Consider the following 24,472-nt stretch of genomic DNA (forward strand, 5'->3'; position numbering starts at 1 on the left):
GGCAGGAAGAGGCAAGCGATACGGGTTCCATTGCTATCGCCGGCAATGGATAAAATGCAAGCATTTCTCAAAACATGATGTTCAGCCCTTTATGGCACAGATGCCTGACGTGATTTGGCACATGACGTTGGCCAAAAAGTACCGCGTGTCCAAAGCAGGAGGCTTCCGTGACATCACACATTCTTGTCATCGATGACGATCCGGTGCAGCGCCGGTTGCTGACGAACATGATCGAGCGTCTCGGTCATGTCGCGCATCTCGCCGACAATGGCCGCAGCGGCCTGGAGCTGCTCGAGCGCAAGGGCGGCATCATCAACGTCATCCTTCTCGATCTGCTGATGCCCGAAATGAACGGCCACGGCTTTCTCGATGCGCTGGCGGAACGGGGCGTTGATACGCCGGTGATCGTGCAGACCGGGCAGGGTGGTATCGAAACCGTCGTCCATGCGATGCAGGCGGGCGCCTTCGACTTCCTGGTCAAGCCGGTTTCTCCGGAGCGGCTGTCGGTGGCGCTCGGCAACGCGCTGAAGATGGCGAGCCGTGACGGCAAGGTGAAAACCTCGCGCCGCCCGCGCGGCGGTGCCGTCGGCTTCGACGACGTCGTGTCGGCGAGCCCCGCGATGATCCGGGTGATCGATCTCGCCCGCCGGGCTGCGCAGTCCAACATTCCGATCGTGCTCGAAGGCGAATCCGGCGTCGGCAAGGAAATGGTGGCGCGGGCGATCCAGTCGGCCAGCGACCGTTCGGGCAAGCCGTTCATCACCGTCAACTGTGGCGCCATCCCGCACAATCTGGTCGAGAGCATTCTCTTCGGTCACGAGAAGGGCGCCTTTACCGGCGCCACCGAAAAACACAGCGGCAAGTTCGTTGACGCCGACGGCGGCACTTTGTTCCTTGACGAGATCGGCGACCTGCCGCTGGAAGTGCAGGTGAAGCTGTTGCGTGCGGTCCAGCAGGGCGAAATCGAGACGATCGGCGCGCGCCATCCGCACCGGGTCAATGTGCGGCTGATTTCGGCCACCAACAAGGACCTCATCAACGAGGTGCGTGAGGGCCGGTTCCGCGAGGATCTCTATTATCGTCTCAACGTCTTCCCGATCACCATTCCGGCGTTGCGTCGGCGCAAGGAGGACATACCGGTCCTCGTGCGCTCCTTCGTCGATCGTTTCGCGTCCGAGCAGAGGCTCAGCACGCCGCTCACGGTTTCGAGCGGTGCGATGGCGCTGCTGACCGCCTATGACTGGCCGGGCAACATCCGCCAGCTGGAGAACGCGATCTTCCGTGCGGTCGTTCTGGCCGACGGCAACGAGCTGACGGTCAAGGACTTCCCGCAGATCGCCACGCAGATCCCCGGCTACGTCGTCTCCGATCGCTCCGGCTTTTCCTGGGGCGATGCCGGGCCTGAGCGCCAAGCGGCAGTCGACCCGGCTGCAAGCGTCTACCCCGATTTTGCCAGCACAGCGAAATCGATGGAGGTCGATGCCGCGCATGATGGCCGCATGGAGAACGCAATCGCCAGCGTCGACGAGGGCGGAGACGTTCGCAAACTTGCCGAAGTCGAGGAGGAACTGATTCGTTTTGCGCTGAAATTCTATCGGGGCCAGATGAGTCAGGTAGCCCGTAAACTCGGCATCGGTCGGTCGACGCTTTACCGCAAGCTCAAGGATTACGGCATCGATCCCGACAATCCCCTGCGCGAGGCGGCATAAAATCGACGCATTCTCGACTCATTAGCCGTGCAATTCGATCACCGCCGTTTAGACCTTGTTAGTGAAGTATTCACTATATTATAAGGGGCGGTGACGACTGTGGCATATATGCCATGCTGTCACCTTATTTGACAGTCATCTGAGACAGCGAAGCACGGTTGTCCGTCGGACGGGGATTGAATGCCAAATTTGTTCAGTTTTAAGAAGCCTCTCGGCTCCTTAGCTAGCAGACTCTGCTCGGCGATGACCCGTAAGGTGCCGCAGGTTCTGACTTCAATCGCACTTGCGGTGTCGCTGGTCACGCCTGGCATGGCGCCTCCCGTCGAGGCTGCCGGCCAGACGCGGACGCTCAAGCTCTATTTCATCCATACGCAGGAAAAGGCGCAGATCACCTACAAGCGCAACGGTCGCTATGACGCGAAGGGCTTGCAGCAGATCAACCGGTTCCTGCGCGACTGGCGTCGCAACGAGCCGACCAAGATGGATCCGCGCCTGCTCGACCTCGTCTGGGAAGTCTACACCAAGAGCGGCTCGCGCGATTATATCCACGTTGTTTCGGCCTATCGTTCCCCGTCCACCAACGGCATGCTGCGTTCGCGCTCCAAGGGCGTCGCCAAGAAGAGCCAGCACATGCTCGGCAAGGCGATGGACTTCTACATTCCGGACGTGAAGCTGAAGACGGTGCGCGAAATCGGCATGAAATTCCAGGTCGGTGGCGTCGGCTACTACCCGACCTCAGGCTCTCCGTTCGTTCACATGGATGTCGGCGGCGTTCGCGCCTGGCCGCGCATGAGCCGCAACGAACTGGCCCGTCTCTTCCCCGACGGCAAGACCATGCACGTTCCCTCCGACGGCAAGCCGCTGCCGGGCTATAACCAGGCCGTGGCCGACTACAAGCGTCGCGTCGGCGCCTCAGCAATGGAAGTTGCCGGCGGTGGCGCGAAGACGGGCGATGCCGAGGGCGGCAAGCGCCGCGGTAACCTGTTTGCCATGCTCTTTGGCGGTGGCGGCGACGAGGATGAAGAACCCTCGGCGATCACCGCCGGTCCGGGCGATGAAGAAGCTGCTCCGGCAAAGGTCCAGACGGCGTCGGCTCCTGCCGCTCAGGAAGCACTTCCGGGTGTTGCCGGTTCAGTCGCCGCCGAGACGGCCGCTGCCGAGACGACCACCGCCGATCAGAACATCAATGCACCGGTTCCGGCCGTTCGCCCGGCCTTCAAGGATGCGCCTGAAAATGGCGGCGTAGCCGTGGCGTTGGTCGCGCCGCAGAAGAATACTGCCCAGGAAGCGCTTGCTGCTGCCCTGCCGCAGACGCCGGAAATGCCGAGCGAATTTGCCGATCTGACCTCGGTCAAGGTGCCGGTCCCGCAGATGCTCGATCGTGGTGGGGTGAACGCTGCCGCCGGCGAGACGCTTGTGGCATCGGTCGATCCGCTGGCAACCGACATGCAGGCGCTCGGCTTCGTGCCGGTGCCGGCCATGCGCCCGGCGGGCGATGCGGCTCTTGCCGCTGTCGCGGACGCCAAGGTTGCCGTGCCCGCCTTTGCAGAGCGCCCGGTTCTGGCCTCGGCCGAGCCGCCGCGTGATACGACGGCCCAGGCATCGACACGTGTCGCACTTGCCGCGCCGACACAGGCCGAGCGCGAGCCAGTCAGGCAGCCGATTGAAATGGCCGCCTATGCGCCGCAGGCCTCGACGAATGGCCGCGCCAATGCCTTTGACAGTGCCTTCGACACGCAGGCCGAAGCCCCGGCAAAGGGTGGTCGTCCGAAGAAGCACGATGCCGATGCTGCGACCCGTTCATCGGTTCGCACAGAGCCGAAGCTGACGCAGAAGATCATCTCCGAATGGGCTCTTTCGGCCGGTCGCGTCGCGACGCTTTCCAAGCCCGTGAAGGCACCGCGGTTTGTCAGCAAGACGCTGCGCACGGCCCCGACGACTGTTTATGCCGCGGGCTTCAGCAGTGGTGCAGGGACGGTGGATACGGCTCGCTTCAGCGGCAATGCCGTCAACTTCATGGAAGTGAAGAAGTTCAGCACCAACTGAGCTTCGCGCAAATGAGACCCAACAAAAAGCCCGCCGGTGATACCGGCGGGCTTTTTGCTGTCTATCGCGAAGAAATTATTCTTCTTCAGCCGCGGCCGGGATCATGCCAAGCGCCTGCAGGTAGGTGTCGAGGATCGCTTCCTGTTCCATGCGCTCATCGGCGTCCTGCTTGCGAATGGAGATGACCTTCCGCAGGATCTTGGCATCGAAGCCGGTGGACTTGGCTTCGCCGTAGACGTCCTTGATATCGTCGGCGATCGTCTTCTTTTCTTCTTCCAGGCGCTCGATCCGTTCGATGAAAGCGCGGAGCTGGTCGCGCGCGACGCCGTGTGCATCTGACATGGTCTTCTCCTTTTGCGGGGAATGAAATTCTTGGGTGCCGTGACGTGCCGCGAACGGCGGCCAAGGTCAAGGGCCATTGCGCAACAACGCTGGCATTTCCGTGGCGGCTGCCCGCTGCTAAGGCTTATTCCTTGGGACGGCTGGCTTCGAAGGCGGCTTTCTGTTCGTTCGACGCTTCCCTCTGGTGCAGTACCCGCCACTCCTCATAGGGCATGCCGTAGACGATCTCGCGGGATTGCTCCTTGTCGAGTTCCACGCCGGCTTCGTTGGCTGCTTCGAGGTACCAGTTGGACAGGCAGTTGCGGCAGAAGCCGGCAAGGTTCATCAGGTCGATATTCTGCACGTCGCTGCGCTCGCGCAAGTGCGCGACCAGACGCCGGAAGGCGGCTGCCTCGAAAGCGGTCTGCTGGTCCGGGGTGAGCTCGGTCATGGTCTTGTCTTTCCTCGTCTCAGATGTCGTAGGCGCCGGTGCGCGACGGGTGCCGTTCGTAGCGATGCAGGTCGGGTCGGGCATTGAGATCGGCAAGGGTCGGGGCGAGCCGATCGGCCCATGCGCCGATGCCCGCCTCGTCCGAAATCAGATCCTGCCGAACCTCGATCAGGGCATGGGGAATGCCCGGCGCCATGCAGTGCCGGAACATCGTATCCCCGCGCAGCGCCCCGTCATAGGGCTCGTTGTTGCCGACGACGATATCGCCCGGTGCTTCGAGCTTTTCGATCAGCGGCAGAACCGCGCGCGGATCGTTGTCCCAGAGCACGGCCGCGTGCCACGGACGGACGGCACCCTTCCAGGCGGGCGTAAAGGAATGGATCGAGATGACCAGTGGAGCGCTGCCTGAGGCCACGGCGCTGCGCTCCAGTGTCTCGGCGACCGCGCGGTGATAGGGGCGATGGAAACGGTTCAGCCGGTTGTCCCATTCCTTATCGCTGATCGGGTGGTTTCCCGTAATGATCGCGCCGTCGGAGATCTTCATGATCAGCGTCGGATCGTCCTCGCCGCGATTGGGGTCGATCAAAAGTCTCGAAAAACACCCTAGAACTGCAGGTGCGTCGAGTGCGGCCGAGAGCCGGCGGACCAGATGTTCGACGCCGATGTCGTAAGCGATATGTCGCTGAAACGCGGCTTCCGGCAGGCCGAGGCTGCCATATTCTTCCGGCAGGCGGTTCATGGCGTGATCGGCGAGAAGAACGAGGCCGGTTGTGGGGTTGGCCTCGATAATCTCATAGGGCGAATAGTGCTGCATGCCGTTCCAGTCTGCTTTCGGGGGTCATGCTTTTGATTGCATGCGTCGGCGACATTCACAAGAAAAACGCAACTGTTTTGCGCAATCGACACCCAATTAGCCCGATGTAATCGATTAGAGTTACGTTGACTTTCCGGGCTGGTCGTCGCAAGAAAGGCCACGCAAATCAAAACGGAGTTCCATCGGAAACCGTGTCCAGATATCCATTTTCCAAAGCGAGGCCGGGGCTGTCGACATTGGGGGGGATCCTCCTGTTTTCCCTGGCTATTTCAGGCTCATTTCTATTCGCCGGTGAAGCTCGCGCCGATTTTCGCGTCTGCAATGGCACGCAAAATCTGGTCGGCGTGGCAATCGGTTACCGCGCCAAGGAAGGCTGGGTAACCGAGGGGTGGTGGCAGGTTCCTGCGACCACCTGCGCGACCCTGATCGAGGGCGAACTCGAATCGCGATACTATTATCTCTACGCTGAAGACGCCGCCCGGGGCGGCCGTTGGACCGGCGACGTCAACATGTGCGTCGCCGAAAACGAATTCAAGGTTTCCGGCGTGCAGGACTGCTTTGCCCGCGGCTTCCAGCGGATGGGATTCAAGGAATATGACACGGGGCGACAAGGAAGCTGGATGGTTCAGCTCTCCGATACGCCCGGCACGCAGGAAAGCCAGAATTGATGAAGCGGAACAGAAAAGTCAAAATCCTCGCCACGCTCGGACCGGCGTCCTCGGACGAGCAGATGATCCAGAAGCTGCACGAGGCGGGGGCTGATCTGTTCCGTATTAACATGAGCCATGCAAGCCACGAAGTGATGCGCACGCTGGTGCAGCGCATCCGCGCGGTGGAAGCGCGCTGTGGCCGCCCGATCGGCATTCTCGGCGACCTGCAGGGCCCGAAGCTGCGCGTCGGCAAGTTTGCCGAAGGCAAGGTCGACCTCAAGGTCGGTCAGACCTTTACCCTCGACAACAAGGACGAACCTGGCGACAGCACCCGCGTTTTCCTGCCGCACCCGGAGATCCTCGAAGCGGTCAAGCCTGGCCATCGCCTGTTGATCGATGACGGTAAACTGCACCTGCGCGCCGAAAAGACCGATGGCAAGAGCATCGTCACGACCGTGGTTGCCGGCACGAAGATTTCCGACCGCAAGGGCGTCAGCCTGCCCGACACGCTGCTGGCCGTCGGCGTCCTGACCGACAAGGACCGCTCCGACCTCGATGCGGTTCTGGCAACCGGCGAGTTCGACTGGGTGGCGCTTTCCTTCGTCCAGCGCCCGGAGGATCTGGCCGAGGTTCGCAAGATCGCCCGCGGCCGTGTCGGCCTGATGTCCAAGATCGAAAAACCGCAGGCGCTCGAGCGCATCGACGAGATCATCGAGCTCTCCGACGCGCTGATGGTGGCGCGCGGCGACCTTGGCGTCGAAATGCCGCTCGAATCCGTACCGGGCCTGCAGAAGCAGCTGACGCGTGCATGTCGCCGTGCCGGCAAGCCGGTGGTCGTTGCCACGCAGATGCTGGAATCGATGATCTCCGCGCCGGTGCCGACGCGTGCTGAAGTCTCCGACGTGGCGACCGCCGTCTTCGAAGGCGCAGACGCCATCATGCTGTCGGCTGAATCGGCTTCTGGCGAGTATCCGGTTGAAGCCGTCTCGACCATGGCGTCGATCGCCAGCAACGTCGAGCGCGACCCTCACTATTCCAGCATCATCTACGCTCAGCGCACGCCGCCCGAGGCGACCGGTGCCGACGCGATTTCGCTGGCTGCCCACCAGATTGCCGAGACGCTCCGGCTTTCCGCGATCGTCTGCTACACCTCGTCCGGCACCACGGGTCTCCGTGCCGCCCGCGAGCGGCCGCAGGTGCCGATCATCGCGCTCTCGCCGATCGTGCAGACCGCTCGCCGGCTTTCGGTCGTCTGGGGCCTGCATTGCGTCGTCACCGAGGATGCGACCGATCTGGACGACATGGTCAACCGCGCTTGCCGCATCGTCGCTCACGAGGGTTTCGGCAAGCCTGGTGAGCGTGTCATCATCTCGGCCGGTGTGCCGCTCGGCACGCCCGGCGCCACCAATATGCTGCGCATCGCCTATATCGGCTCGGACGGCATGAGCGGTATCTGAGACTAACGAACGTCTTTGGGTTGGACGATAAGGCGGGCTTCGGCCCGCCTTATTATTTTGTCGAGGTCGATAGGCCGTCCAGAGAGTTTCTCCACCGCTGCAACAACGACATCGGTGACGACATAATCGGGCTTGTGGCCGAGGTTGCCGATCCACAGCAGTTCCGACCCGGCAATGTCGCGTGCCAGGCTGCGCGAATGAATATCGGCCAGCACGATGTCGTCGCTGTCGCCGCTGATGATGATCGTCGGCGCGGTGATCTCCGCATATTGCGGCGCGACCTCGGTGACATAGGCATGCAGATTGGCGACATCGACGGCGTTGTTGCGGAAGGCGAGGGGGCGCAGCACAAGATGCGGCGCCGTCTTGTCGATATAGTCGGCGGGCCGCGGATTGGGGGAAAAGACCGAACGTGTGCCGCTGTCGATCCGCCTGAGGCCGATCGGCACTGCCAGCGTATGCGCGAACAGCCAGCCGACATAGGGCAGGGCCGTCAGCCGGTAGTACCAGTCGATGCCGCCCGGCCAGGGATGGGTCGCCGGCGCCAGCAGGATGAGGCCCGTCGTCTTCTCCGGATGGTGCAGAGCGAAGCTCGCGGCGATCGCCCCGCCGAAGGAATGGCCGACAATGATCGCCTGGGCCATGCCTCTCTTCTCCATCAGTTTTGCAATCGCGTCCGCCTGGCCGTCGGGGCGATCATTCGCCCGGCCGCCGCGCTCGGAGTAGCCGTGGCCCGGCCGGTCGACGAACAGCATCTCCGCGCGGCCTTCGAAGGCGGGAGCAAAGGCATGCATCTGATCGAGCAGGTTGCCGCTCGCACCGTGGATGAAGACGAGCGGCGCCAGGTCAGCCTCTGCAGTCGCCGGCAGGTGGATGCTGTTCATGCGGAAGCCGCCGACGTCGATCAGCTCGCCCATGTTCGGGAACCGTGCGCTGATGCCTCGTGCGCTGTGCAGGCTGTAGGCAATGCCTGCGAGGATCAGGGCAACGATGAGCAGGGCGGCTAGAACCATTGTCTTGGCGGCTCCTTTTATTATTCGGCAGTGTCAAAGGTCCAGGTGACGGACATCGATCTGTCTCGGCTAATGCCGAGCCATCGTGGCCAGATTTCGTCGACGGCGCGCTGATGGGCCAGAATGAACTCCGGCAATGCCGTGTCGCGGTCGCCCTTGCCGTAACGGCGATCGCGCCGGTCGGTGATAAGCACGGGAGGAGCTCCGAACTGGTCGGCTGTAACATCGACGATGATGTTGCCGCATTCGGCCCAGGCGTGGCTTTGCCAGCCGGCCTCGCTGAGGAAACCGAAATTGCCCAACTCCGGTCCAGAAGGTGACAGGCGCGGCGTGCCGCTTGCCCACGAGGTTTCGAGACCTTCGGCCTTAAGGACACGGACCAGAAAAAGGCTCGTGCGTCCGCATGTCCATTGTGCGGGCGTGATCGGGGCTTCGCCGTTCCAGGCGCTGTGCCATTCCAACCAGATCGGTTCCATGAATTGGCGCGCGGCCACGGCAAGGTTACGGATAACGGCCAGCTCGGTGGAAGGCGTCATGCAGGCCCTGCGCTTGCTTCGGCATCCGGCCGGTTTACGTCTTGCTGCCTGCGAGCTTTTCGGTCAGCTCGCCCAGTTGCTCCTGCGCCTTGCGATCGGCGGGATAGATTGCCAGGAACTGCTCCCAGGCCCTGAGCGCCAGCTCGTCCTTGCCGGCGGAGCCGAGGATTGCGGCCATGCCGGCGAGCGCCCCGAAATGCCGAGGCTCGAGCGACAGGACATGATTGATGTCCGACATCGACTTGCGATAGTTGCCCATGGTGTAGTGCAGGGTCGCGCGGCGGTTCCAGCCTTCGACGTAGCTCGGGGCGAGCGTGATGACCTGGTCGAGGATATCGAGGGCTGCCGCCTGCTTGTTGTCGGTGATGGATTTGTCAGCCCATTGCATCAAAAGGTTGACTGTCGCGCTGCCGGAATCCTGCCATTCCAGGCGGATCTGGTTGGCGAGTTCGCGCGCCTTGTCGGCGTCCCGTTCCTTCTTCAGGTCGGAGAACAGGGCGTCGAGGCGTTGCTTTGGGGTGGCGAGGCTGGCGGCCTCGGTTTCCGGTGCCGTCTCTGCGGCGAAAGTCAGGGTGCCGGCTCCAACTGAGGCGGCGAGAAGGGCGGAACACGCCAGAATCAAGGGTACAAAAACTCGCATGGCGAGCATGTTAGCTCGCCACGGAATAAGATCAAAATCAATTTTGGGACATCGCCGAAGCGAGGTGCCAAACAGAAACCAGTCTGAGCCTCAGCCCTGACGTGCCTTGAAGCGCGGGTTCTGCTTATTGATGATGTACATACGGCCCTTGCGACGAACCAGACGGTTTTCGCGGTGGCGGGTCTTCAGCGACTTGAGCGAATTCTTGATCTTCATTTTCCTGATCCGCAGGTTTCGGGGAAACAAAATTCGCCCGGTATTTCTAACAATCAAAAGCGCGCCATGCAGCGCGCTCCGTAAGGTGGGATGGCAAATACCGTGTCACCCCTGTTGTGTCAACCGCAAGGCGCCGGATTTTGGCGTCTTGCCCCGCATTTCTGTGGCTTTGAGGCTCACGTCAGGCGGGTAATGTGGCCCATCTTGCGGCCCGCTCGCGCTTCCGTCTTGCCGTAGAGATGGACGAAGACGTTGTCCTTGGCAAGCCAGGCCGGCACGTCGTCGATGTCGTCGCCGATCAGGTTCTGCATCACGCAGTCGGAGTGGCGAACGGGATTGCCGAGCGGCAGGCCGGCCACGGCGCGAATGTGCTGCTCGAATTGCGAGACGATGCAGGCCGCTTCCGTCCAGTGGCCGGAATTGTGCACGCGCGGCGCCATTTCATTGGCGACGAGACTGCCGTCCGCAAGCACGAAGAACTCCACACCGATGACGCCGACATAGCCAAGCGCATCGAGGATCGCCTTGGCTGCCGTGCGCGCGCTCTCTGCGGTGGCAGGGCCAATGGCCGCGGGTACGGTGGAGGTATGCAGGATGCCATTACGGTGAACGTTCTCCGCCGGATCGTAACTGCCGACCGCACCATCTGCCGAGCGGGCAGCGATAATGGAGATTTCCCGCTCGAACGGCACGAAGCTTTCGAGGATCAGCGGCACGGAGCCGAGCGCCGCGAAGGCGCCTTGCGGGCTGTCCTGCCCGGAGCGGAACACACGCTGGCCCTTGCCGTCATAGCCGAGGCGACGGGTCTTCAGAACGCCGGAACCGCCGAAATCGGCGAGTGCTGCTTCAAGATCGGCCTGGCTGTCGACGGCATGGAAACGGGCGGTGACGATGCCGCTGTCGTTGAGGAAGCGTTTTTCGACCAGGCGATCCTGGGCGGCTTCCAGAGCCTTTGGCGGCGGGAAGACCGGCCGCGCACGCGCAAGCCTCTCGGCGGCCGCGACCGGCACATTCTCGAATTCGTAGGTGACGATGTCGCACGCGGCTGCCAGCGCATCGAGCGCTGTCTCATCGTCATAGGCGGCGGCGATCTGTTCGTTTGCCACCTGCGCTGCCGGACAGTCCGCCTGCGGCTCGAGGATGATGGTGCGGAAATTCAGCCGTGCAGCAGACATGGCCAGCATGCGGCCGAGCTGGCCGCCGCCAATGATGCCAATGGTTGTCATGCGTCGTCTACCGGATATTCTGCGACGGCGACGGTCTGCTGTTCGCGCCAATCGTCGAGGCGGTCGGCAAGGTCGTCGTCGCTGAGTGCCAGCACGGCTGCGGCGAGCAGTGCTGCGTTGACGGCGCCGGCGCGCCCGATCGCCAGCGTTCCGACAGGGATGCCGGCCGGCATCTGGACGATCGACAGCAGGCTGTCCTGGCCGGACAGCGCCTTCGACTGCACCGGCACGCCGAAAACCGGCAGCGGCGTCATCGAGGCGCACATGCCCGGCAGGTGGGCGGCGCCGCCGGCACCGGCGATGATGACCTTGAAGCCTTCGTCGCGCGCGCCCTTGGCGAAGCTCACCAGCCGATCAGGTGTGCGGTGTGCAGAAACGATGCGGGCCTCATAGGCAATGTCGAGCGCGTCGAGCGTATCGGCGGCGTTCTTCATCGTCTCCCAGTCGGACTGGCTTCCCATGATGATGGCGACGGGTGGGGTCGTGGTGTCGAGCACGTCTTTAAAGTTCCGCTTCAGGCGATGATGTCGGGAATGATCTGGTCTTCGAGCTTGGTGATCTTGTCCTTGATCACCAGCTTCTTCTTTTTCATGCGCTGAATTCTGAGCGCATCGCAGCCGGTCTGGATCATGGCGTTGATGGCAGCATCATAGTCTTCATGTTCCTGCCTCAGCCGCGCGGCGGTCAATCTGAGTTCGGCCTGGTCCTGGTCCGGCATGCAAAGCGATCCCCATCAGCCCGGTTGCGAAGTCCTCCTCGAACCGGAATTTCATGCGCCGCTCTATCACATCTTGGGCGGTAACGGGAAGTTATCCGTCGTCATCATTTCGCCTTCGACAAATGAAAAATGGCGTGGCACAGTAGTAAGGTTACAACCATGGAACATCCGGCATTTACCTGCCGGATGCAAGCAAAAGGAAGGGACTGCCAATGACCATTGAGGCTCATCTTGCAACGCTTGAGAAAAAACATGGCGCACTGGAGCAGGAGCTCCATGCAGCAATGAACCAGCCGTCCACCGAGGACGAAATGATCAGCGATATCAAGCGAAGGAAGCTGCGCATCAAGGACGAAATCGAAAGGCTTCGGTCCTCGACTCACTGATTATGCACGGTATTTCCCAGTAACAACGGGAGGTGTCCTCTCCGCGGAGACGACGCAACAAGGTTCACAACCAATCCCCTCAACGGAAGATACGGATCGCTCGACCGGGTTTGAGACCCGGTCGTTTTGTGTCAGGCGGCGGTTACGCTTCCGTCCGACCATCAGGCCCAGAATTGATCCAACCACAGGTTGAGCCCGTCGAAGCCGGGGCGGTTGATGGCATATATGCGACGCGTACCGTTGGCCGAAACCGAAACCAGATTACAGTCCAGCAGGGCCTTCAGGTGCTGTGATACCGCGGGCCGGCTGATCGGCAATCCTTCTGCCAGTTCGTTGACCGTCTTCGGCGCGCGCCGCAACTCCTCCAGCAGGTAACGCCGGTTGGGATCCGCGATGGCATCGAAAGGGTCCGCAATGGTCATGACCGGACGTTAGGCGAAATCCCCGCGGGCGGCAAGAAATTTGTGCGCTGCGGCATTTTCGTTTTGCTTCGCAATATGACGGCTTGCTTGAATGGTCTCAGCTGCCGGCCAGCAGGCTGTTGACACCATCCCACAGCAGTTTCAGTCCGGCGATGAGAGCCATGCTATACATGAAGGGATAGAAGATCTGCGGCTTCATGCGGCGAACGATGAACGCACCGCAGACGGTGGCAACGATCGCCAGAGGAAACAGCGTCGCAGAGATCTTGAGATTGCTCATGTCGAGCTGGCCGAGCGCGAAATAGGGGATGAGCTTGACGGCATTGAGGATGGCGAAGAAGCGCACGATTGTGCCGGTGTATTCGCGCGGATCGAGTTGAAGCGGCAGGGCGTAGATCTGAAAAGGCGGGCCGCCGGCGTGAGCGACAAAGCTGCCGTAGCCGGCGAACGAGCCCCAGAGCGTCGCCGGGCCGGCCCGCTGCTTCTTGGGCGTGATCGTTATTCCGTTGCGCATGCGCCAGACATTGTAGACATAGCGCAAGACGAACAGCACGGTGATGAGGCCGATGATCAGACGCAGATAGTCGCGCGAGACATAGGCCGATGTTGCCCAGCCGATGAGAATGCCGGCGATGGCGCCGGGCAGGAGCATGAAGAGGGTCTTGCGATCGCCGTGCTTGCGCCACATCCAGAGCGAGACGAGGTCCATCGCAATCAGGATCGGTAAAAGCAGCGCTGCTGCCTGAACCGGCGAAACGGCCATCGACAGGATCGGCACGCCCATCAACGAAAGGGCCTCGCCCATGCCGCCCTTGCTGAGGCCAACGAGAAGAACCGCCGGGATGGCGACGAGATAGAAGTCCAGGTCGGGAAGCATCGGTGGCGGTTGATCCTTTTGACGTCTCCGTCTATCGGTTTTCCCAAACGAAATCGAGCGCTGGTTTCCGCCGACAGGCGGGCACAGCCGGAAATGGATGTCATGAGCAAGACAAGTGAACGCTGCCGCCTGGTGCTGATCGCACCCGATATCGCCGATCCGGCGGAACGCGCCAAGGTGCTTGCCGACGCGTTGAAGGGTGGCGACGTCGCTTCGGTGATCGTGCCGCAATACGGCCTCGACGACGGCGAGTTCCAGAAACACGCCGAGCGCCTCGTGCCGATCATTCAGGAGGCCGGCGCGGCCGCGCTGATCGACGGCGATTCCCGCGTGGCCGGGCGGGCCAAGGCCGACGGCCTGCACATTTCGGGTAACGCCGAAGCGCTCGGCGAGGCGGTCGAAAAACACACGCCGAAGCTCATCGTCGGCGGCGGCAATGCGGCCGACCGCCACCATGCGCTTCAAATCGGCGAAGTGCGTCCGGACTATGTGTTCTTCGGCAAGACCGATGGCGACATCAAACCGGATGCGCATCCGAAGAACCTGGCGCTTGCCGAATGGTGGGCCTCGATGATCGAGATCCCCTGCATCGTCATGGGCGGCACGGATCCGCAATCGGCGCTGGCGGCTGCCGAGACCGGCGCCGAGTTCGTGGCGCTTCGTCTTGCCGTCTTCGGCGAGCCCGAACAGGCGCCGGCGGTCGTTGCGGCCGTCAACGCGCTTCTTGACGAAAAAGCGCCACGGTTTGAAGATTAAGACGTGTCGATGTTGAACCGACTGTCGTCAAAGCTCAGCTGGGGCGTTGCCCTCCTTGCCATCGCCGCTGCCGCGGCGACGCCGGTGCGTGCACAGGAGCAGCCGGTTCCCGCACAGGAACAACCGGTTCCTTTGCAGGAGCAAGGCGTCGACGCCGATGACGGCGGTGCCGCAAAGCGTGGCCGCATCACCCCCTTCAATGGCGCGGCGATGCCGGAAGAAGGCACTGGCAAGCCTGGGGCCAAGCCGGCTGACCCGGCGGACAAGAAGAAGGCTGGTGATGGCACCGTGCCTTCGCAAGGCGTCAATGTCTTTGACCGCATGGGCGCCGAGTTGCCGGCACTACCTGCGGAAAAGCCGTTCGCCGGCAAGGTCGACGACGCCTACGGCGCTTTCCAGCGCGGCTATTATCTGACGGCGATGGATCTGGCGCTTCCCCGCGCGCAGCTCGGCGATTCTGCCGCGCAAACGCTCGTTGCCGAAATCCTTCAGCAGGGCCTCGGCGTGGTGCGCAATGCCAAGCAGGCGGCGTTCTGGTATGGACAGGCGGCCGAAAACGGCGACCCGGCCGCCATGTTCAAATACGCGCTGATCCTGATGGAAGGGCGTTATGTCAAGCGCGACCGCAAGAAGTCCGAAGAGCTGATGAAGAAGGCGGCCGATCTCGGCAATGGCTCCGCCCAGTTCAACTACGGGCAGACGCTCGTGGCCGACAGCCCCGGGCCGAAAGGTCTGAAGGCGGCGATGCCCTACTACGAAAAATCGGCCGAGCAGGGGATCGCCGACGCGCAATATGCGTTGTCGCAGATCTATGTCAACGTCGACGGCATCGACGAAGGCAAGCGGGCGCGGGCTAGGGAATGGCTGCTTCGTGCGGCCCATGCAGGTTACGACACGGCGCAGCTCGATATCGCCATCTGGATGATCGAAGGTATTGCCGGCGATCGCAACCTGGAGGACGGTTTCGGCTGGATGAAGCGGGCGGCGGAAGGCGGCAATGTCGTGGCCCAGAACCGGCTGTCGCATCTCTATGTCAACGCCATCGGTACCCGGCCCAATCCGGTCGAGGCGGCGAAGTGGTATGTGCTGTCGCGCCGCGCTGGCCTCAAGGATGATGCGCTGGAAGATTTCTACCTCGGTCTCAACGAGCAGCAGCAGAAGGCGGCGCTGAGCGCGGCCAACAAGTTCCGCTCGACCTGACCGGCATTCCAGGCGCCTGAATCTTGGCCGTTCGCCGGGTCCAAATGCTATTTCTCTTGAACTTCCGGGGCTTTTGTGGTCTTGAAGCCCCCGGTTTTTGCCCCTGGCGCCATGGTTTTCCGTCGCGACCCCGGGCGGAGTGATCTTCACTCGGTTTTTTGACGACGGAACACGATGTCTGGCCTTGCCCGATCGGCAGGCGCTCCCCCATGTTCCGTCACACAGGTTCAATGTCCGATCGAGAAGGCTCGATCGGCCTTCGCTTCACAAGGATCGCCAGATGGCCCGTTCAGCTCTCCTCAATGTCATGGTTCAGGCCGCCTTCAAGGCCGGCAAGTCGCTGGCACGCGATTTCGGTGAAGTCCAGAACCTGCAGGTCTCGCTCAAGGGACCGGGCGACTACGTGTCCCAGGCCGACCGCAAGGCCGAAAAGCTCATCCGCGAAGAACTGCTGAAGGCGCGTCCGACCTATGGCTTCCTCGGCGAGGAAGGCGAGGAGATCATCGGCACCGATGGCGCCCATCGATGGATCGTCGATCCGCTCGACGGCACCACCAACTTTCTGCACGGCATTCCGCATTTCGCTGTCTCGATCGCGCTTGAGCGCCAGGGCGAGATCGTCGGCGCTGTCGTGTTCAACCCGGCAACGGACGAACTCTACACGGCCGAGCGTGGTGGTGGCGCCTTCCTCAACGACCGCCGTCTGCGCGTGGCTGCGCGCAAGGCCCTGTCGGATGCGGTCATCGCCACCGGTACGCCCCATCTCGGCCGCGGCAATCACGGCAAATACCTGATCGAACTGCGCCATGTGATGGGCGAAGTCGCCGGCATTCGCCGCATGGGCTCGGCCTCGCTCGATCTCGCCTATGTCGCAGCCGGCCGTTTCGACGGCTACTGGGAGCGCGACCTGGCCGCCTGGGACATTGCGGCCGGCGTGCTTCTGATCCGCGAAGCCGGTGGCTGGTCGACGGATATCGATGGTGGCGCCAAGCCGGTCGATGAGGGTTCGATCATCTGCGGCAACGAATACATCACCAAGGCGCTGCGCGACGTCGTTCACCGTCCGATCCCGTCGAAATAAACCGGGCCGTCCGGCTTTTGCTTCAAGCCTCCGGCGCACCATGCGTCGGGGGCTTTTGTTTTTCCTTCAATTCGGCGCTGTAGCGCCTCAAACTTGCCGCATAACTTTCTCCTTAAATCGATTCCGATTTGAGAAATTATGCAGTAGGCTCCGACACGTCGCGGCACCGTTCCGCCAAATGCAACCGGGAGAATGGTATACCCATGACGAAACTGCATCTGTCCGGGTGGGACGGTCGGGAAGGCGTGGACGCAGGCTACAATCCGCATAAGCTTTCGAGCCCCATGCACTTTTTCTGGACCATGGTGATCTTCCTGATCATTGTCGGTTTCGTCGGCGCGATCCTTTTCCGCCAGGCGCATAATGCCTTCCTCGCCAATCCCGGCTTGAACGGCCTGATCCTCGGGGTGCTTTTGATCGGCATCCTGCTGGCGTTCAATCATGTGATCGGGCTTCGCCCCGAGGTGCGCTGGTTCAATTCTTTCCGTGCCGCCGGCAGTGCCGACAAGGTCGGGCGAGACCCGGTTCTGCTTGCGCCGATGCGCGCGCTGATCGGCGGTCGCCAGACGGCGATCTCGACCACCGCGCTGCGGTCGATCCTGGATTCGATTGCAACACGCCTCGATGAATCGCGTGACACCACGCGTTACCTGACCGGCCTTCTCGTCTTTCTCGGTCTGCTCGGCACCTTCTGGGGTCTGCTCGGCACGATCGGTTCCATCAACACCGTCATCCAGTCGCTGGACGCCGGTTCCGGCAGCACCGAAGACGTGCTTGGCGCCCTGAAGACCGGCCTGTCAGCGCCGCTGGCCGGCATGGGCACGGCGTTTTCGACGTCGCTCTTCGGCCTTGCCGGCTCACTGATCCTCGGCTTTCTCGATCTGCAGGCAGGCCGGGCGCAGAACCGCTTCTATACCGAGCTTGAAAACTGGCTTTCCTCTGTCACCGATGTCGGTTCGGAACTCTCCATGGTCGGCGACCTGCCGGCCGGCGCGCCGGTCGAGGAGCTGAAGCGCCTGACGGACCAGCTTGTGCGCCTCAACCATGAAGGCGGTTCCAGCCAGCGCACGACGGCGGCGATGGCGAGCCTTGCCGAAGGCATTCAGGGACTGGTCAAGAACATGCGCGGCGAGCAGCAGATGCTGCGCGACTGGATCGAGGCGCAGCAGGAAGAGGCGAAGGCCATGCGCAAGACGCTGGACAAGCTGACGACGCGCATCGGCCACACCGAGCGCATTTCGGTGAACGGTGAGAAATCCGGATCGCAGGCGAAGCTCAGCCACGCGGACGAGTCCGGAGGGGAATGATCTATGGCGCTTGCCCGTAAAGGCCGCACACAGCGCACGGTCGACTATTGGCCCGGTTTCGTCGATGCGCTATCGACCCTGCTCCTGTCGATCATGTTCCTGCTCAGCGTTTTCGTGCTCGCGCAGTTCCTGCTCAGCCGCGAAATCAGCGGCAAGGACGAGGTTCTGAACCGGCTGAACAGCCAGATCAACGAGCTGACTCAATTGCTTGCGCTCGAAAAGAGCGGCAAGCAGGATCTCGAGGATTCACTCGCCAATCTGCAGGCCTCCCTCTCCCAGTCGGAAGGCGAGCGTTCTCGCCTGCAAGCCTTGCTTGACCGGGGCGCCGGCAGCACCGATGCCGCCAACGAAAAGCTGGGGCGTGTCGGTGCCGAGCTCGACGCCGAACGCCAGACCAGCGCTCGCGCCATGAGCCAGATCGAGCTTCTGAATCAGCAGATCGCGGCGCTGCGCAGCCAGATCGCGGCGATCGAAGAGGCCTTGCAGGCGTCGGAAGCCAAGGACCAGTCTTCGCAGACGAAAATCGCCGATCTCGGCCGCCGGCTGAATGTCGCTCTGGCGCAACGGGTGCAGGAACTAAACCGCTATCGCTCCGATTTCTTCGGGCGGCTGCGCGAAATCCTGTCCGATCGCGAAAACATCCGCATCGTCGGCGACCGCTTCGTCTTCCAGTCGGAGGTGCTTTTCCCCTCCGGCGGCAACGAACTCAATCCCGAGGGCCAGGCCGAAATGGCCAAGCTCGCCTCGGCACTGCTTGACCTCGCCAAGGAAATTCCGGCGGAGATCAACTGGGTGCTGCGCGTCGACGGGCACACGGACAATGTACAGCTTTCAGGCGCCGGCCGTTATGCCGACAACTGGGAGCTTTCGTCTGCCCGTGCCACATCCGTCGTCAAGTTCCTGATCTCGAAGGGCGTTCCGGCCGACAGGCTGGTTGCGGCCGGCTTCGGCGAGTATCAGCCGATCGCTGAGGGTGAAAGCGTCGAGGCGCGGTCGCAGAACCGTCGTATCGAGCTGAAGCTGACCGAGAAATAGGCTCGCTGAACGAGACAACGCCAGCGACCCGGCCTCCTTGAGCCAGCGCCCTTGAATTGACCTTGACGTACGCGTAACACTTTCGTCCGAGGGATGCACGACGCCTGCATCCTCGGGAATGCCGGAGAGGGCTTGCATTCCTGGGGATGACGAAGAGGCTCGCATCTCCGGGGGGATACCGGGAGGCACCTTGGATGGATTGTGATGTACTGGTCGTCGGTGCCGGGCTTGCCGGCTTAGTGGCAGCGTCGGAGGCGGCAGCGCTCGGCCGCAAGGTGATCGTTCTCGATCAGGAGGGGGAGCAGAACCTCGGCGGCCAAGCCTTCTGGTCGCTTGGCGGCCTCTTTTTCGTCGACAGCCCCGAGCAGCGGCGCATGGGCATCAAGGACAGTCGCCAGCTCGCCCGCCAGGACTGGATGGGCTCCTCGCAGTTCGACCGTCCCGAGGATCACTGGCCGCGGCTTTGGGCCGATGCCTATCTCGATTTCGCTGCCGGTGAGAAGCGCAGCTGGCTGCATGCGCTCGGCATGCGCTGGTTCCCGGTCGTCGGCTGGGCAGAGCGCGGCGGCGGCCTTGCGCATGGACACGGCAATTCGGTTCCGCGCTTCCACGTCACCTGGGGCACCGGCCCCGCTGTGCTCGAGCCGTTCGTGCGGCTGACCCGGGAGGCAGAAAGCCGCGGTCTCGTGCGGTTTCGCTTCCGCCACCGCGTCGATGAGCTGGTGACGACGGATGGGGCGGTCACCGGCGCGCGCGGTACGGTGCTCAAGCCCGATCCGGTCGGCAGGGGCCAGAGAAGCTCGCGCGATGTCGCCGGTGATTTCGAGATATCGGCGGGCGCGGTGATCGTGACCTCGGGCGGCATCGGCGGCAACCATGAGCTGGTGCGGCGCAATTGGCCGCGCAAGCGGCTCGGCCAGCCGCCGGCAACGATGGTCTGTGGTGTACCGCACCATGTCGACGGCCGCATGCTGGAGATTGCCGGCCGCGCCCGTGGCTCAGTCATCAATTCCGATCGCATGTGGCACTATACAGAAGGCCTCAAGAATTTCGATCCGATCTGGCCGGACCACGGCATTCGCATCCTGCCCGGCCCGTCGTCCTTCTGGTGCGATGCCGACGGCAATCGTTTTTCCGCACCCGCCATGCCCGGCTTCGATACGCTCGGCACATTGCAGGCCATTCGCGACAGCGGCCACGACTACAGCTGGTTCATCCTGACGCGGGCGATCATCAAGAAGGAATTCGCGCTCTCCGGTTCCGAACAGAACCCGGACCTGACCGGCAAGAGCATCTCGCTCCTGCTCAAGCGCTTGGGCAAGAACCCGCCCGGGCCGGTGCAAGCTTTCATGGACAAGGGCGAGGACTTCATCGTTCGCGACCGGCTCGTCGATCTCGTGCCGGCGATGAATGCGCTGACCGGCGAGAACCGGCTGTCGGTCGATCACCTGCGCGAGCAGATCGAGGCGCGCGACCGCGAGATCACCAATCCCTTTTCGAAGGATGCGCAGGTGACGGCGATCCGCGGGGCACGGTCCTATCGCGGCGACCGGCTGCTGCGTACCGCCAAGCCGCACCGCCTGCTCGATCCCAAGGCCGGGCCGCTGATTGCGGTGAGGCTGCACATCCTGACGCGCAAGACGCTCGGCGGCCTACAGACCAACCTATCGGGCCAGGTGCTGGAACAATCGGGCGAGCCAGTGCCGGGCCTTTATGCTGCAGGTGAGGTCGCAGGCTTCGGCGGCGGTGGAATGCATGGTTACAACGCGCTCGAAGGCACGTTTCTCGGTGGCTGCATCTATTCCGGCCGCGTCGCCGGGCGGGGTGCTGCCGGGACGCTTTGAGTTACCCGAACGACATCGTTGCTCTGTGTACTGTGCCCCTCACCCTAGCCCTCTCCCCGCAGGCGGGGAGAGGGGACGCATGCTGCGGCCGGCGCGGCGCTTGTTGTGGCCAGAGCCTTTCAGGAAAAGTGTGAAGCGGTTTCCGTCAGGAAGTGCGAAAAACAAAGAGATAGAGCGTTTTCATGGCCCCGCTTAAGACCGAGACGCTCGAGGTCGGCGAGCGCGTGCTACAGTATCCCTTCTCCCCGCTGGCGGGGAGAAGGTGGCCGGCAGCCGGATGAGGGGCCAATCCGCTGGCTGGAATAAAATCGCCCAGATCAATCCATCTGGATGTTGGCGTCGCGAACGACAGGCGTCCATTTTTCCAATTCGGCCTTCACATGCGCGCCAAGTTCCTGCGGCGTCGAGCCGACGATGGTGGCGCTGAACTCCTTCATCCGCTCGACCACGGCCGGGTCCGCAAGGGCCTTGTTGGCGGCTTCGTTCAGGCGCGCCACCACAGGCTCGGGCGTGTTGGCCGGCGCAAACAGCGCGTTCCAGGTGTAGGTTTCGTAGCCCGGAATGCCGGCTTCAGCGACCGTCGGAACGTCGGGGAAGGATGGCGCACGCTCGGCCGTCGTTACCGCAAGCGCCCGCAAGGTGCCGGCCTTGATGTGGCTGGAGGAGGACGGCAGGTTGTCGAACATGATCGGCACCTGATTGCCGATAACGTCGTTCAGCGCCGGGCCTGCACCCTTGTAAGGGATATGCTGCATGCTGACACCGGCCATCTTCTTGAAGAGTTCGCCGGAGAGGTGCAGCGGCGTGCCGTTGCCGGAAGAGGCGTAGGCATACTCATCGGGCTTGGCTTTCAGCAGAGCCAGCAGTTCCTCGACGGTCTTGGCCGGCAGTTCCGGATTGACCACCAGCACATTCGGCACGACGACCAGAAGCGAGATCGGGGCGAAGTCCTTTTCCGGGTCGTAGGGCTTGGTCTTGAGGATCAGCGGGTTGAGGGCGTGGGTCGCGACCGTGCCCATGAGGATCGTGTAGCCGTCCGGATCGGCGCGTGCGACATTGTCGGCACCGAGGTTGCCACCGGCGCCGGCGACGTTCTGGACGATGACCTGTTGGCCGAGATTCTCCGACATCTTCTGCGCGACGATGCGCGCGACCACGTCGGTCGAACCGCCGGCGGCAAAAGGAACGACGAGGGTGACGGCGCGATCCGGAAAGCCTTGGGCGTTCGCCTGAATACCAGAGCCGAAAACGGTGAGTGCAGTGAAGCCGAGGGCAAGTGCCGCTCGGCGGGTCAACTTCGAAAACGTCATTAAGGTTCCTCCCTGAACAATCCACATCGGGCGTGGCGGCTGAAAAAAAAGCCGGCACCTATAGAATAGGGTCCGGCTTTCCAGCTGCAATGGTATGTCGGACATGCCGGCATGCGACTATGGTAGTGTTTGTATTATTTGCCCGTGCTCAGGAACAGCTCCTCGGCGCCGTGGTTGAACTGCAACCGGGCCAGCTTGGCATAGAGCCCGTCCTGCCGGATCAGTGAGGCATGGGTTCCCTCTTCGACGACCCGGCCTTGTTCCATCACGAGGATACGGTCGGCCTTGAGCACGGTTGCGAGCCGGTGAGCGATGACAACAGTCGTGCGTTCATGCAGCAAGCCTTCAAGCGCCTTCTGCACCAGGGTTTCGCTTTCGGCGTCGAGCGCGGACGTCGCCTCGTCGAGCAAGAGTATCGGCGCGTTGCGCAAAATGGCGCGGGCAATGGCGATGCGCTGGCGCTGGCCACCCGAGAGCGTGATGCCGCGCTCGCCCACAAGCGTGTCGTAGCCCTTTTCCATCCGCCCGATGAATTCGTCGGCCTGGGCGGCGACGGCTGCAGCGTGCACGGCCTCGCGGCTTGCACCCGGCAGGCCGAAGGCGATGTTGTCATGAACGGAGGAGGCAAAGATGGTGACGTCCTGCGGCACGATCGCCAGCCGGTCGCGAAGATCCTTCGGGTCGACGGTACGGATATCGATGCCGTCGACGGTGATGGCGCCCTTCGCCGGATCGTAGAACCGCAGCAGCATCGAGAAGACCGTGCTCTTGCCCGCACCGGACGGGCCGACGATGGCGACGGTTTCACCGGGCTTGATCGCAAAGCTCAGGCCGTTCAGGCTCTTGTAATCAGGGCGCGCGGGATACGCGAAAAAGACATCGTCGAAGCTGATGGCGCCGAGAGCCGGTGACGGCATGGCGACGGGGTTGGCGGGCGCTTCGATTTCCGGGACTTCGGTCAGCAGTTCGTTCAACCGCTCCGCGGCACCGGCTGCCTGCGAGAGTTCGCCCCAGACCTCCGACAGCGAGCCGAGACTGCCGGCGGCGAAGACCGAATAAAGCAGGAACTGGCTGAGAGTGCCGGCCGAGAGATTGCCTGCCAGCACATCGCGCGCGCCGAACCAGAGCACGGCGACAACGCTGCCGAACACCATGGTGATGGCGAAGGCCGTCAGCACCGAGCGTGCCTTGATCGCCGCGCGCGCCGCGCCGAAGGCATCCTCGACGGCGGTGCCGAAGCGGTTGTTGGCGATGTCCTCGCTGTTGAAGGCGTGCACCGTGCGCGAGGCGGCGATCGCCTCGCCGGCATAGGCCGATGCCGTCGCCAGCGTGTCCTGCGCTTGGCGCGAGCGGCGGCGGACGGAGCGGCCGAAGCCGACCAGCGGAAACACGATGACGGGGATTGCCGCCAGCACCAGGCTCGACAGCTTCGGGCTGGTATAGACCATCATGCCGATGGCGCCGAGACACAGGATCAGGTTGCGAAGGGCGACCGATGCCGTCGCGCCGACGGCGGACTTGAGCTGTGTGGTGTCGGCGGTCAGCCGCGAGACGATCTCGCCCGACTGGTTGACGTCGAAGAACGATGCGGAAAGGCGGGTAACGTGCTGGAAGACGTTGCGCCGGAGATCGGCGACGATGCGCTCGCCAAGGGTGATGACGAAGTAGTAGCGCGCGGCACTGGCCAAGGCGAGGATGATGGCGAGCATCATCAGCATCGAGAAATAGGTATTGATGAAACCGCTGTCGGAATTGGAGAAGCCGTTGTCGACCATGCGCCTGACGGCAAGCGGCAGCGTCAGGGTCGTCACCGCAGCGATAACGAGCGAGATACCGGCGCCGATGACCAGATGGCGGTAGCGCTTGAGGTAGGGTAGCAGCGTGGCGAGAGGGCGAATGGATTTACGCGCTGGCACCTGGTTTTCTCGTTCGGACACATGACCCCCGTTCGCCAATCACGGAGGGGGCGGGTTTGCCCATGAGTCTTCCGCGCGGCACTTGTTATCCCGCAGACCTTGATGTATAGGCACGGCATCGAATTGGGAAGCCGTGGCCCATCAGCCGGTCCGCGGCTTCATTTACGTGTTCGGTCTCGAAGTCGCAATGCCTTGCGACAATTGGACCCTGGAACTCTAGGAAGATCGTTATGAAGGCAGACATCCATCCCGACTATCACCTGATCAAGGTGGTCATGACTGACGGCACCGAATACGAAACCCGCTCGACCTGGGGTTCGGAAGGCGCCACCATGAACCTGGAAATCGACCCGAAGTCGCACCCGGCTTGGACGGGCGGCAACCAGCAGCTCATGGACCGCGGCGGCCGCGTCTCCAAGTTCAAGAAGCGTTTCGAAGGCCTCGGCCTCTAATCACACGCTCTCTTGGCGCGTTTTCGAAGCCCGGCCCTGCCGGGCTTTTTGTTGTCCGGATTTCTGTTTCTCGCCCAAGGGCCGATCTT

26 protein-coding genes are annotated in these 24,472 nt (G+C 62.6%); 12 read left to right on the plus strand and 14 right to left on the minus strand.

Annotated features, from left to right (window positions below):
- The first annotated feature begins 227 nt into the window (after nt 1–227).
- Both ABIE33_RS09975 and ABIE33_RS09980 read left to right on the plus strand, forming a co-directional pair.
- Nucleotides 228–1,709 carry a sigma-54-dependent transcriptional regulator gene (locus ABIE33_RS09975; protein WP_429124718.1) on the plus strand — a complete coding sequence of 494 codons (1,482 nt, stop codon included), beginning with the start codon at nt 228–230 and terminating at the stop codon, nt 1,707–1,709.
- Between the two features lie 180 nt (nt 1,710–1,889).
- Nucleotides 1,890–3,755, plus strand: a complete 1,866-nt coding sequence (locus tag ABIE33_RS09980; protein ID WP_429124377.1) for a DUF882 domain-containing protein — start codon at nt 1,890–1,892, stop codon at nt 3,753–3,755.
- Nucleotides 3,756–3,830: 75 nt separating this feature from the next.
- On the opposite strand, the gene ABIE33_RS09985 is transcribed toward ABIE33_RS09980, so the two are convergent.
- The 3 genes from ABIE33_RS09985 to ABIE33_RS09995 form a co-directional block, all read right to left on the minus strand.
- Complete coding sequence (locus tag ABIE33_RS09985) at nt 3,831–4,097, minus strand: DUF2312 domain-containing protein (RefSeq protein WP_025424796.1); 267 nt, start codon at nt 4,095–4,097, stop codon at nt 3,831–3,833.
- A 124-nt stretch (nt 4,098–4,221) separates the two neighbouring features.
- The gene (locus tag ABIE33_RS09990) at nt 4,222–4,527 is read right to left on the minus strand and encodes a DUF1244 domain-containing protein (protein WP_429124379.1); all 306 of its coding nucleotides are present in this window, start codon (nt 4,525–4,527) and stop codon (nt 4,222–4,224) included.
- A 19-nt stretch (nt 4,528–4,546) separates the two neighbouring features.
- Nucleotides 4,547–5,341, minus strand: coding sequence for an N-formylglutamate amidohydrolase (locus tag ABIE33_RS09995; RefSeq protein WP_429124381.1), 795 nt, complete (start codon nt 5,339–5,341; stop codon nt 4,547–4,549).
- Between the two features lie 191 nt (nt 5,342–5,532).
- Here ABIE33_RS09995 and ABIE33_RS10000 point away from each other — a divergent pair, with 191 nt between their 5' ends.
- Both ABIE33_RS10000 and pyk read left to right on the plus strand, forming a co-directional pair.
- A complete protein-coding gene (locus tag ABIE33_RS10000; RefSeq protein ID WP_429124720.1) occupies nt 5,533–6,009 on the plus strand; it encodes a DUF1036 domain-containing protein in 477 nt (158 codons plus the stop codon).
- Entirely contained in the window at nt 6,009–7,448 is a 1,440-nt protein-coding gene (gene pyk, locus ABIE33_RS10005) for a pyruvate kinase (protein WP_429124383.1), read from the plus strand. The genes ABIE33_RS10000 and pyk overlap by 1 nt, the downstream gene beginning before the upstream one ends.
- A 2-nt stretch (nt 7,449–7,450) precedes the next feature.
- Here the strand turns inward: pyk and ABIE33_RS10010 are convergent, their stop codons facing one another.
- The 7 genes from ABIE33_RS10010 to ABIE33_RS10040 form a co-directional block, all read right to left on the minus strand.
- Nucleotides 7,451–8,461 (minus strand): alpha/beta fold hydrolase, encoded by a 1,011-nt coding sequence (locus tag ABIE33_RS10010; RefSeq protein ID WP_429124385.1) that lies wholly within the window; start codon nt 8,459–8,461, stop codon nt 7,451–7,453.
- A gap of 20 nt (nt 8,462–8,481) precedes the next feature.
- A complete protein-coding gene (locus tag ABIE33_RS10015; RefSeq protein ID WP_429124386.1) occupies nt 8,482–8,997 on the minus strand; it encodes a hypothetical protein in 516 nt (171 codons plus the stop codon).
- 34 nt (nt 8,998–9,031) lie between these two features.
- The gene (locus ABIE33_RS10020; protein WP_429124388.1) at nt 9,032–9,646 is read right to left on the minus strand and encodes a hypothetical protein; all 615 of its coding nucleotides are present in this window, start codon (nt 9,644–9,646) and stop codon (nt 9,032–9,034) included.
- A gap of 81 nt (nt 9,647–9,727) precedes the next feature.
- On the minus strand, nt 9,728–9,853 hold the full coding sequence (gene ykgO / locus ABIE33_RS10025; RefSeq protein ID WP_053249625.1) for a type B 50S ribosomal protein L36: 126 nt from the start codon (nt 9,851–9,853) through the stop codon (nt 9,728–9,730).
- Between the two features lie 176 nt (nt 9,854–10,029).
- Entirely contained in the window at nt 10,030–11,079 is a 1,050-nt protein-coding gene (locus tag ABIE33_RS10030; RefSeq protein ID WP_429124391.1) for a 5-(carboxyamino)imidazole ribonucleotide synthase, read from the minus strand.
- The gene (purE, locus tag ABIE33_RS10035; RefSeq protein ID WP_429124722.1) at nt 11,076–11,540 is read right to left on the minus strand and encodes a 5-(carboxyamino)imidazole ribonucleotide mutase; all 465 of its coding nucleotides are present in this window, start codon (nt 11,538–11,540) and stop codon (nt 11,076–11,078) included. Before purE ends, ABIE33_RS10030 begins: the two co-directional genes overlap by 4 nt.
- Nucleotides 11,541–11,593: 53 nt before the next feature.
- Nucleotides 11,594–11,797 carry a YdcH family protein gene (locus ABIE33_RS10040; RefSeq protein WP_025424784.1) on the minus strand — a complete coding sequence of 68 codons (204 nt, stop codon included), beginning with the start codon at nt 11,795–11,797 and terminating at the stop codon, nt 11,594–11,596.
- Nucleotides 11,798–12,009: 212 nt separating this feature from the next.
- Between ABIE33_RS10040 and ABIE33_RS10045 the strand changes: the two genes are divergently transcribed.
- Nucleotides 12,010–12,183 (plus strand): YdcH family protein, encoded by a 174-nt coding sequence (locus tag ABIE33_RS10045; protein WP_065780944.1) that lies wholly within the window; start codon nt 12,010–12,012, stop codon nt 12,181–12,183.
- A gap of 161 nt (nt 12,184–12,344) precedes the next feature.
- Here ABIE33_RS10045 and ABIE33_RS10050 read toward each other — a convergent pair whose 3' ends face one another.
- Both ABIE33_RS10050 and ABIE33_RS10055 read right to left on the minus strand, forming a co-directional pair.
- Entirely contained in the window at nt 12,345–12,605 is a 261-nt protein-coding gene (locus ABIE33_RS10050; RefSeq protein WP_053249627.1) for an ArsR/SmtB family transcription factor, read from the minus strand.
- Nucleotides 12,606–12,702: 97 nt separating this feature from the next.
- Nucleotides 12,703–13,482, minus strand: a complete 780-nt coding sequence (locus ABIE33_RS10055) for a sulfite exporter TauE/SafE family protein (protein WP_429124394.1) — start codon at nt 13,480–13,482, stop codon at nt 12,703–12,705.
- 102 nt (nt 13,483–13,584) lie between these two features.
- Here ABIE33_RS10055 and ABIE33_RS10060 point away from each other — a divergent pair, with 102 nt between their 5' ends.
- The 6 genes from ABIE33_RS10060 (at nt 13,585) to ABIE33_RS10085 (ending at nt 20,705) form a co-directional block, all read left to right on the plus strand.
- On the plus strand, nt 13,585–14,238 hold the full coding sequence (locus ABIE33_RS10060) for a thiamine phosphate synthase (protein WP_429124396.1): 654 nt from the start codon (nt 13,585–13,587) through the stop codon (nt 14,236–14,238).
- Between the two features lie 9 nt (nt 14,239–14,247).
- Nucleotides 14,248–15,438: a tetratricopeptide repeat protein gene (locus ABIE33_RS10065; RefSeq protein WP_429124724.1), complete on the plus strand. Its 1,191-nt coding sequence runs from the start codon at nt 14,248–14,250 to the stop codon at nt 15,436–15,438.
- Nucleotides 15,439–15,718: 280 nt separating this feature from the next.
- Entirely contained in the window at nt 15,719–16,519 is an 801-nt protein-coding gene (locus ABIE33_RS10070; RefSeq protein WP_429124397.1) for an inositol monophosphatase family protein, read from the plus strand.
- A 203-nt stretch (nt 16,520–16,722) separates the two neighbouring features.
- Entirely contained in the window at nt 16,723–17,826 is a 1,104-nt protein-coding gene (locus ABIE33_RS10075; RefSeq protein WP_429124399.1) for a MotA/TolQ/ExbB proton channel family protein, read from the plus strand.
- A 3-nt stretch (nt 17,827–17,829) separates the two neighbouring features.
- A complete protein-coding gene (locus ABIE33_RS10080) occupies nt 17,830–18,861 on the plus strand; it encodes a peptidoglycan -binding protein (protein WP_429124401.1) in 1,032 nt (343 codons plus the stop codon).
- Nucleotides 18,862–19,055: 194 nt separating this feature from the next.
- Nucleotides 19,056–20,705: an FAD-binding dehydrogenase gene (locus tag ABIE33_RS10085; protein ID WP_429124403.1), complete on the plus strand. Its 1,650-nt coding sequence runs from the start codon at nt 19,056–19,058 to the stop codon at nt 20,703–20,705.
- A 317-nt stretch (nt 20,706–21,022) separates the two neighbouring features.
- Here ABIE33_RS10085 and ABIE33_RS10090 read toward each other — a convergent pair whose 3' ends face one another.
- Nucleotides 21,023–22,015: a Bug family tripartite tricarboxylate transporter substrate binding protein gene (locus ABIE33_RS10090; RefSeq protein WP_429124405.1), complete on the minus strand. Its 993-nt coding sequence runs from the start codon at nt 22,013–22,015 to the stop codon at nt 21,023–21,025.
- Between the two features lie 134 nt (nt 22,016–22,149).
- Nucleotides 22,150–23,931, minus strand: a complete 1,782-nt coding sequence (locus ABIE33_RS10095; protein WP_429124408.1) for an ABC transporter transmembrane domain-containing protein — start codon at nt 23,929–23,931, stop codon at nt 22,150–22,152.
- A gap of 230 nt (nt 23,932–24,161) precedes the next feature.
- Between ABIE33_RS10095 and rpmE the strand changes: the two genes are divergently transcribed.
- Entirely contained in the window at nt 24,162–24,383 is a 222-nt protein-coding gene (gene rpmE, locus ABIE33_RS10100) for a 50S ribosomal protein L31 (protein WP_053249635.1), read from the plus strand.
- Nucleotides 24,384–24,472: the final 89 nt, after the last annotated feature.

Origin of the sequence: Ensifer sp. 4252 (genome assembly GCF_050434565.1) — a bacterium.
GTDB lineage: Bacteria > Pseudomonadota > Alphaproteobacteria > Rhizobiales > Rhizobiaceae > Ensifer.

What these genes read in the sequence shown, in the direction of transcription:
- ABIE33_RS09975 (WP_429124718.1), top strand. Translation starts at nt 228, where the DNA reads ATGATCGAGCGTCTCGGTCATGTCGCGCATCTCGCCGACAATGGCCGC.
- ABIE33_RS09980 (WP_429124377.1), top strand. Translation starts at nt 1,890, where the DNA reads ATGCCAAATTTGTTCAGTTTTAAGAAGCCTCTCGGCTCCTTAGCTAGC.
- ABIE33_RS09985 (WP_025424796.1), bottom strand. Translation starts at nt 4,097, where the DNA reads ATGTCAGATGCACACGGCGTCGCGCGCGACCAGCTCCGCGCTTTCATC.
- ABIE33_RS09990 (WP_429124379.1), bottom strand. Translation starts at nt 4,527, where the DNA reads ATGACCGAGCTCACCCCGGACCAGCAGACCGCTTTCGAGGCAGCCGCC.
- ABIE33_RS09995 (WP_429124381.1), bottom strand. Translation starts at nt 5,341, where the DNA reads ATGCAGCACTATTCGCCCTATGAGATTATCGAGGCCAACCCCACAACC.
- pyk (WP_429124383.1), top strand. Translation starts at nt 6,009, where the DNA reads ATGAAGCGGAACAGAAAAGTCAAAATCCTCGCCACGCTCGGACCGGCG.
- ABIE33_RS10010 (WP_429124385.1), bottom strand. Translation starts at nt 8,461, where the DNA reads ATGGTTCTAGCCGCCCTGCTCATCGTTGCCCTGATCCTCGCAGGCATT.
- ABIE33_RS10015 (WP_429124386.1), bottom strand. Translation starts at nt 8,997, where the DNA reads ATGACGCCTTCCACCGAGCTGGCCGTTATCCGTAACCTTGCCGTGGCC.
- ABIE33_RS10020 (WP_429124388.1), bottom strand. Translation starts at nt 9,646, where the DNA reads ATGCTCGCCATGCGAGTTTTTGTACCCTTGATTCTGGCGTGTTCCGCC.
- ykgO (WP_053249625.1), bottom strand. Translation starts at nt 9,853, where the DNA reads ATGAAGATCAAGAATTCGCTCAAGTCGCTGAAGACCCGCCACCGCGAA.
- ABIE33_RS10030 (WP_429124391.1), bottom strand. Translation starts at nt 11,079, where the DNA reads ATGACAACCATTGGCATCATTGGCGGCGGCCAGCTCGGCCGCATGCTG.
- purE (WP_429124722.1), bottom strand. Translation starts at nt 11,540, where the DNA reads ATGGGAAGCCAGTCCGACTGGGAGACGATGAAGAACGCCGCCGATACG.
- ABIE33_RS10040 (WP_025424784.1), bottom strand. Translation starts at nt 11,797, where the DNA reads ATGCCGGACCAGGACCAGGCCGAACTCAGATTGACCGCCGCGCGGCTG.
- ABIE33_RS10045 (WP_065780944.1), top strand. Translation starts at nt 12,010, where the DNA reads ATGACCATTGAGGCTCATCTTGCAACGCTTGAGAAAAAACATGGCGCA.
- ABIE33_RS10050 (WP_053249627.1), bottom strand. Translation starts at nt 12,605, where the DNA reads ATGACCATTGCGGACCCTTTCGATGCCATCGCGGATCCCAACCGGCGT.
- ABIE33_RS10055 (WP_429124394.1), bottom strand. Translation starts at nt 13,482, where the DNA reads ATGCTTCCCGACCTGGACTTCTATCTCGTCGCCATCCCGGCGGTTCTT.
- ABIE33_RS10060 (WP_429124396.1), top strand. Translation starts at nt 13,585, where the DNA reads ATGAGCAAGACAAGTGAACGCTGCCGCCTGGTGCTGATCGCACCCGAT.
- ABIE33_RS10065 (WP_429124724.1), top strand. Translation starts at nt 14,248, where the DNA reads ATGTTGAACCGACTGTCGTCAAAGCTCAGCTGGGGCGTTGCCCTCCTT.
- ABIE33_RS10070 (WP_429124397.1), top strand. Translation starts at nt 15,719, where the DNA reads ATGGCCCGTTCAGCTCTCCTCAATGTCATGGTTCAGGCCGCCTTCAAG.
- ABIE33_RS10075 (WP_429124399.1), top strand. Translation starts at nt 16,723, where the DNA reads ATGACGAAACTGCATCTGTCCGGGTGGGACGGTCGGGAAGGCGTGGAC.
- ABIE33_RS10080 (WP_429124401.1), top strand. Translation starts at nt 17,830, where the DNA reads ATGGCGCTTGCCCGTAAAGGCCGCACACAGCGCACGGTCGACTATTGG.
- ABIE33_RS10085 (WP_429124403.1), top strand. Translation starts at nt 19,056, where the DNA reads ATGGATTGTGATGTACTGGTCGTCGGTGCCGGGCTTGCCGGCTTAGTG.
- ABIE33_RS10090 (WP_429124405.1), bottom strand. Translation starts at nt 22,015, where the DNA reads ATGACGTTTTCGAAGTTGACCCGCCGAGCGGCACTTGCCCTCGGCTTC.
- rpmE (WP_053249635.1), top strand. Translation starts at nt 24,162, where the DNA reads ATGAAGGCAGACATCCATCCCGACTATCACCTGATCAAGGTGGTCATG.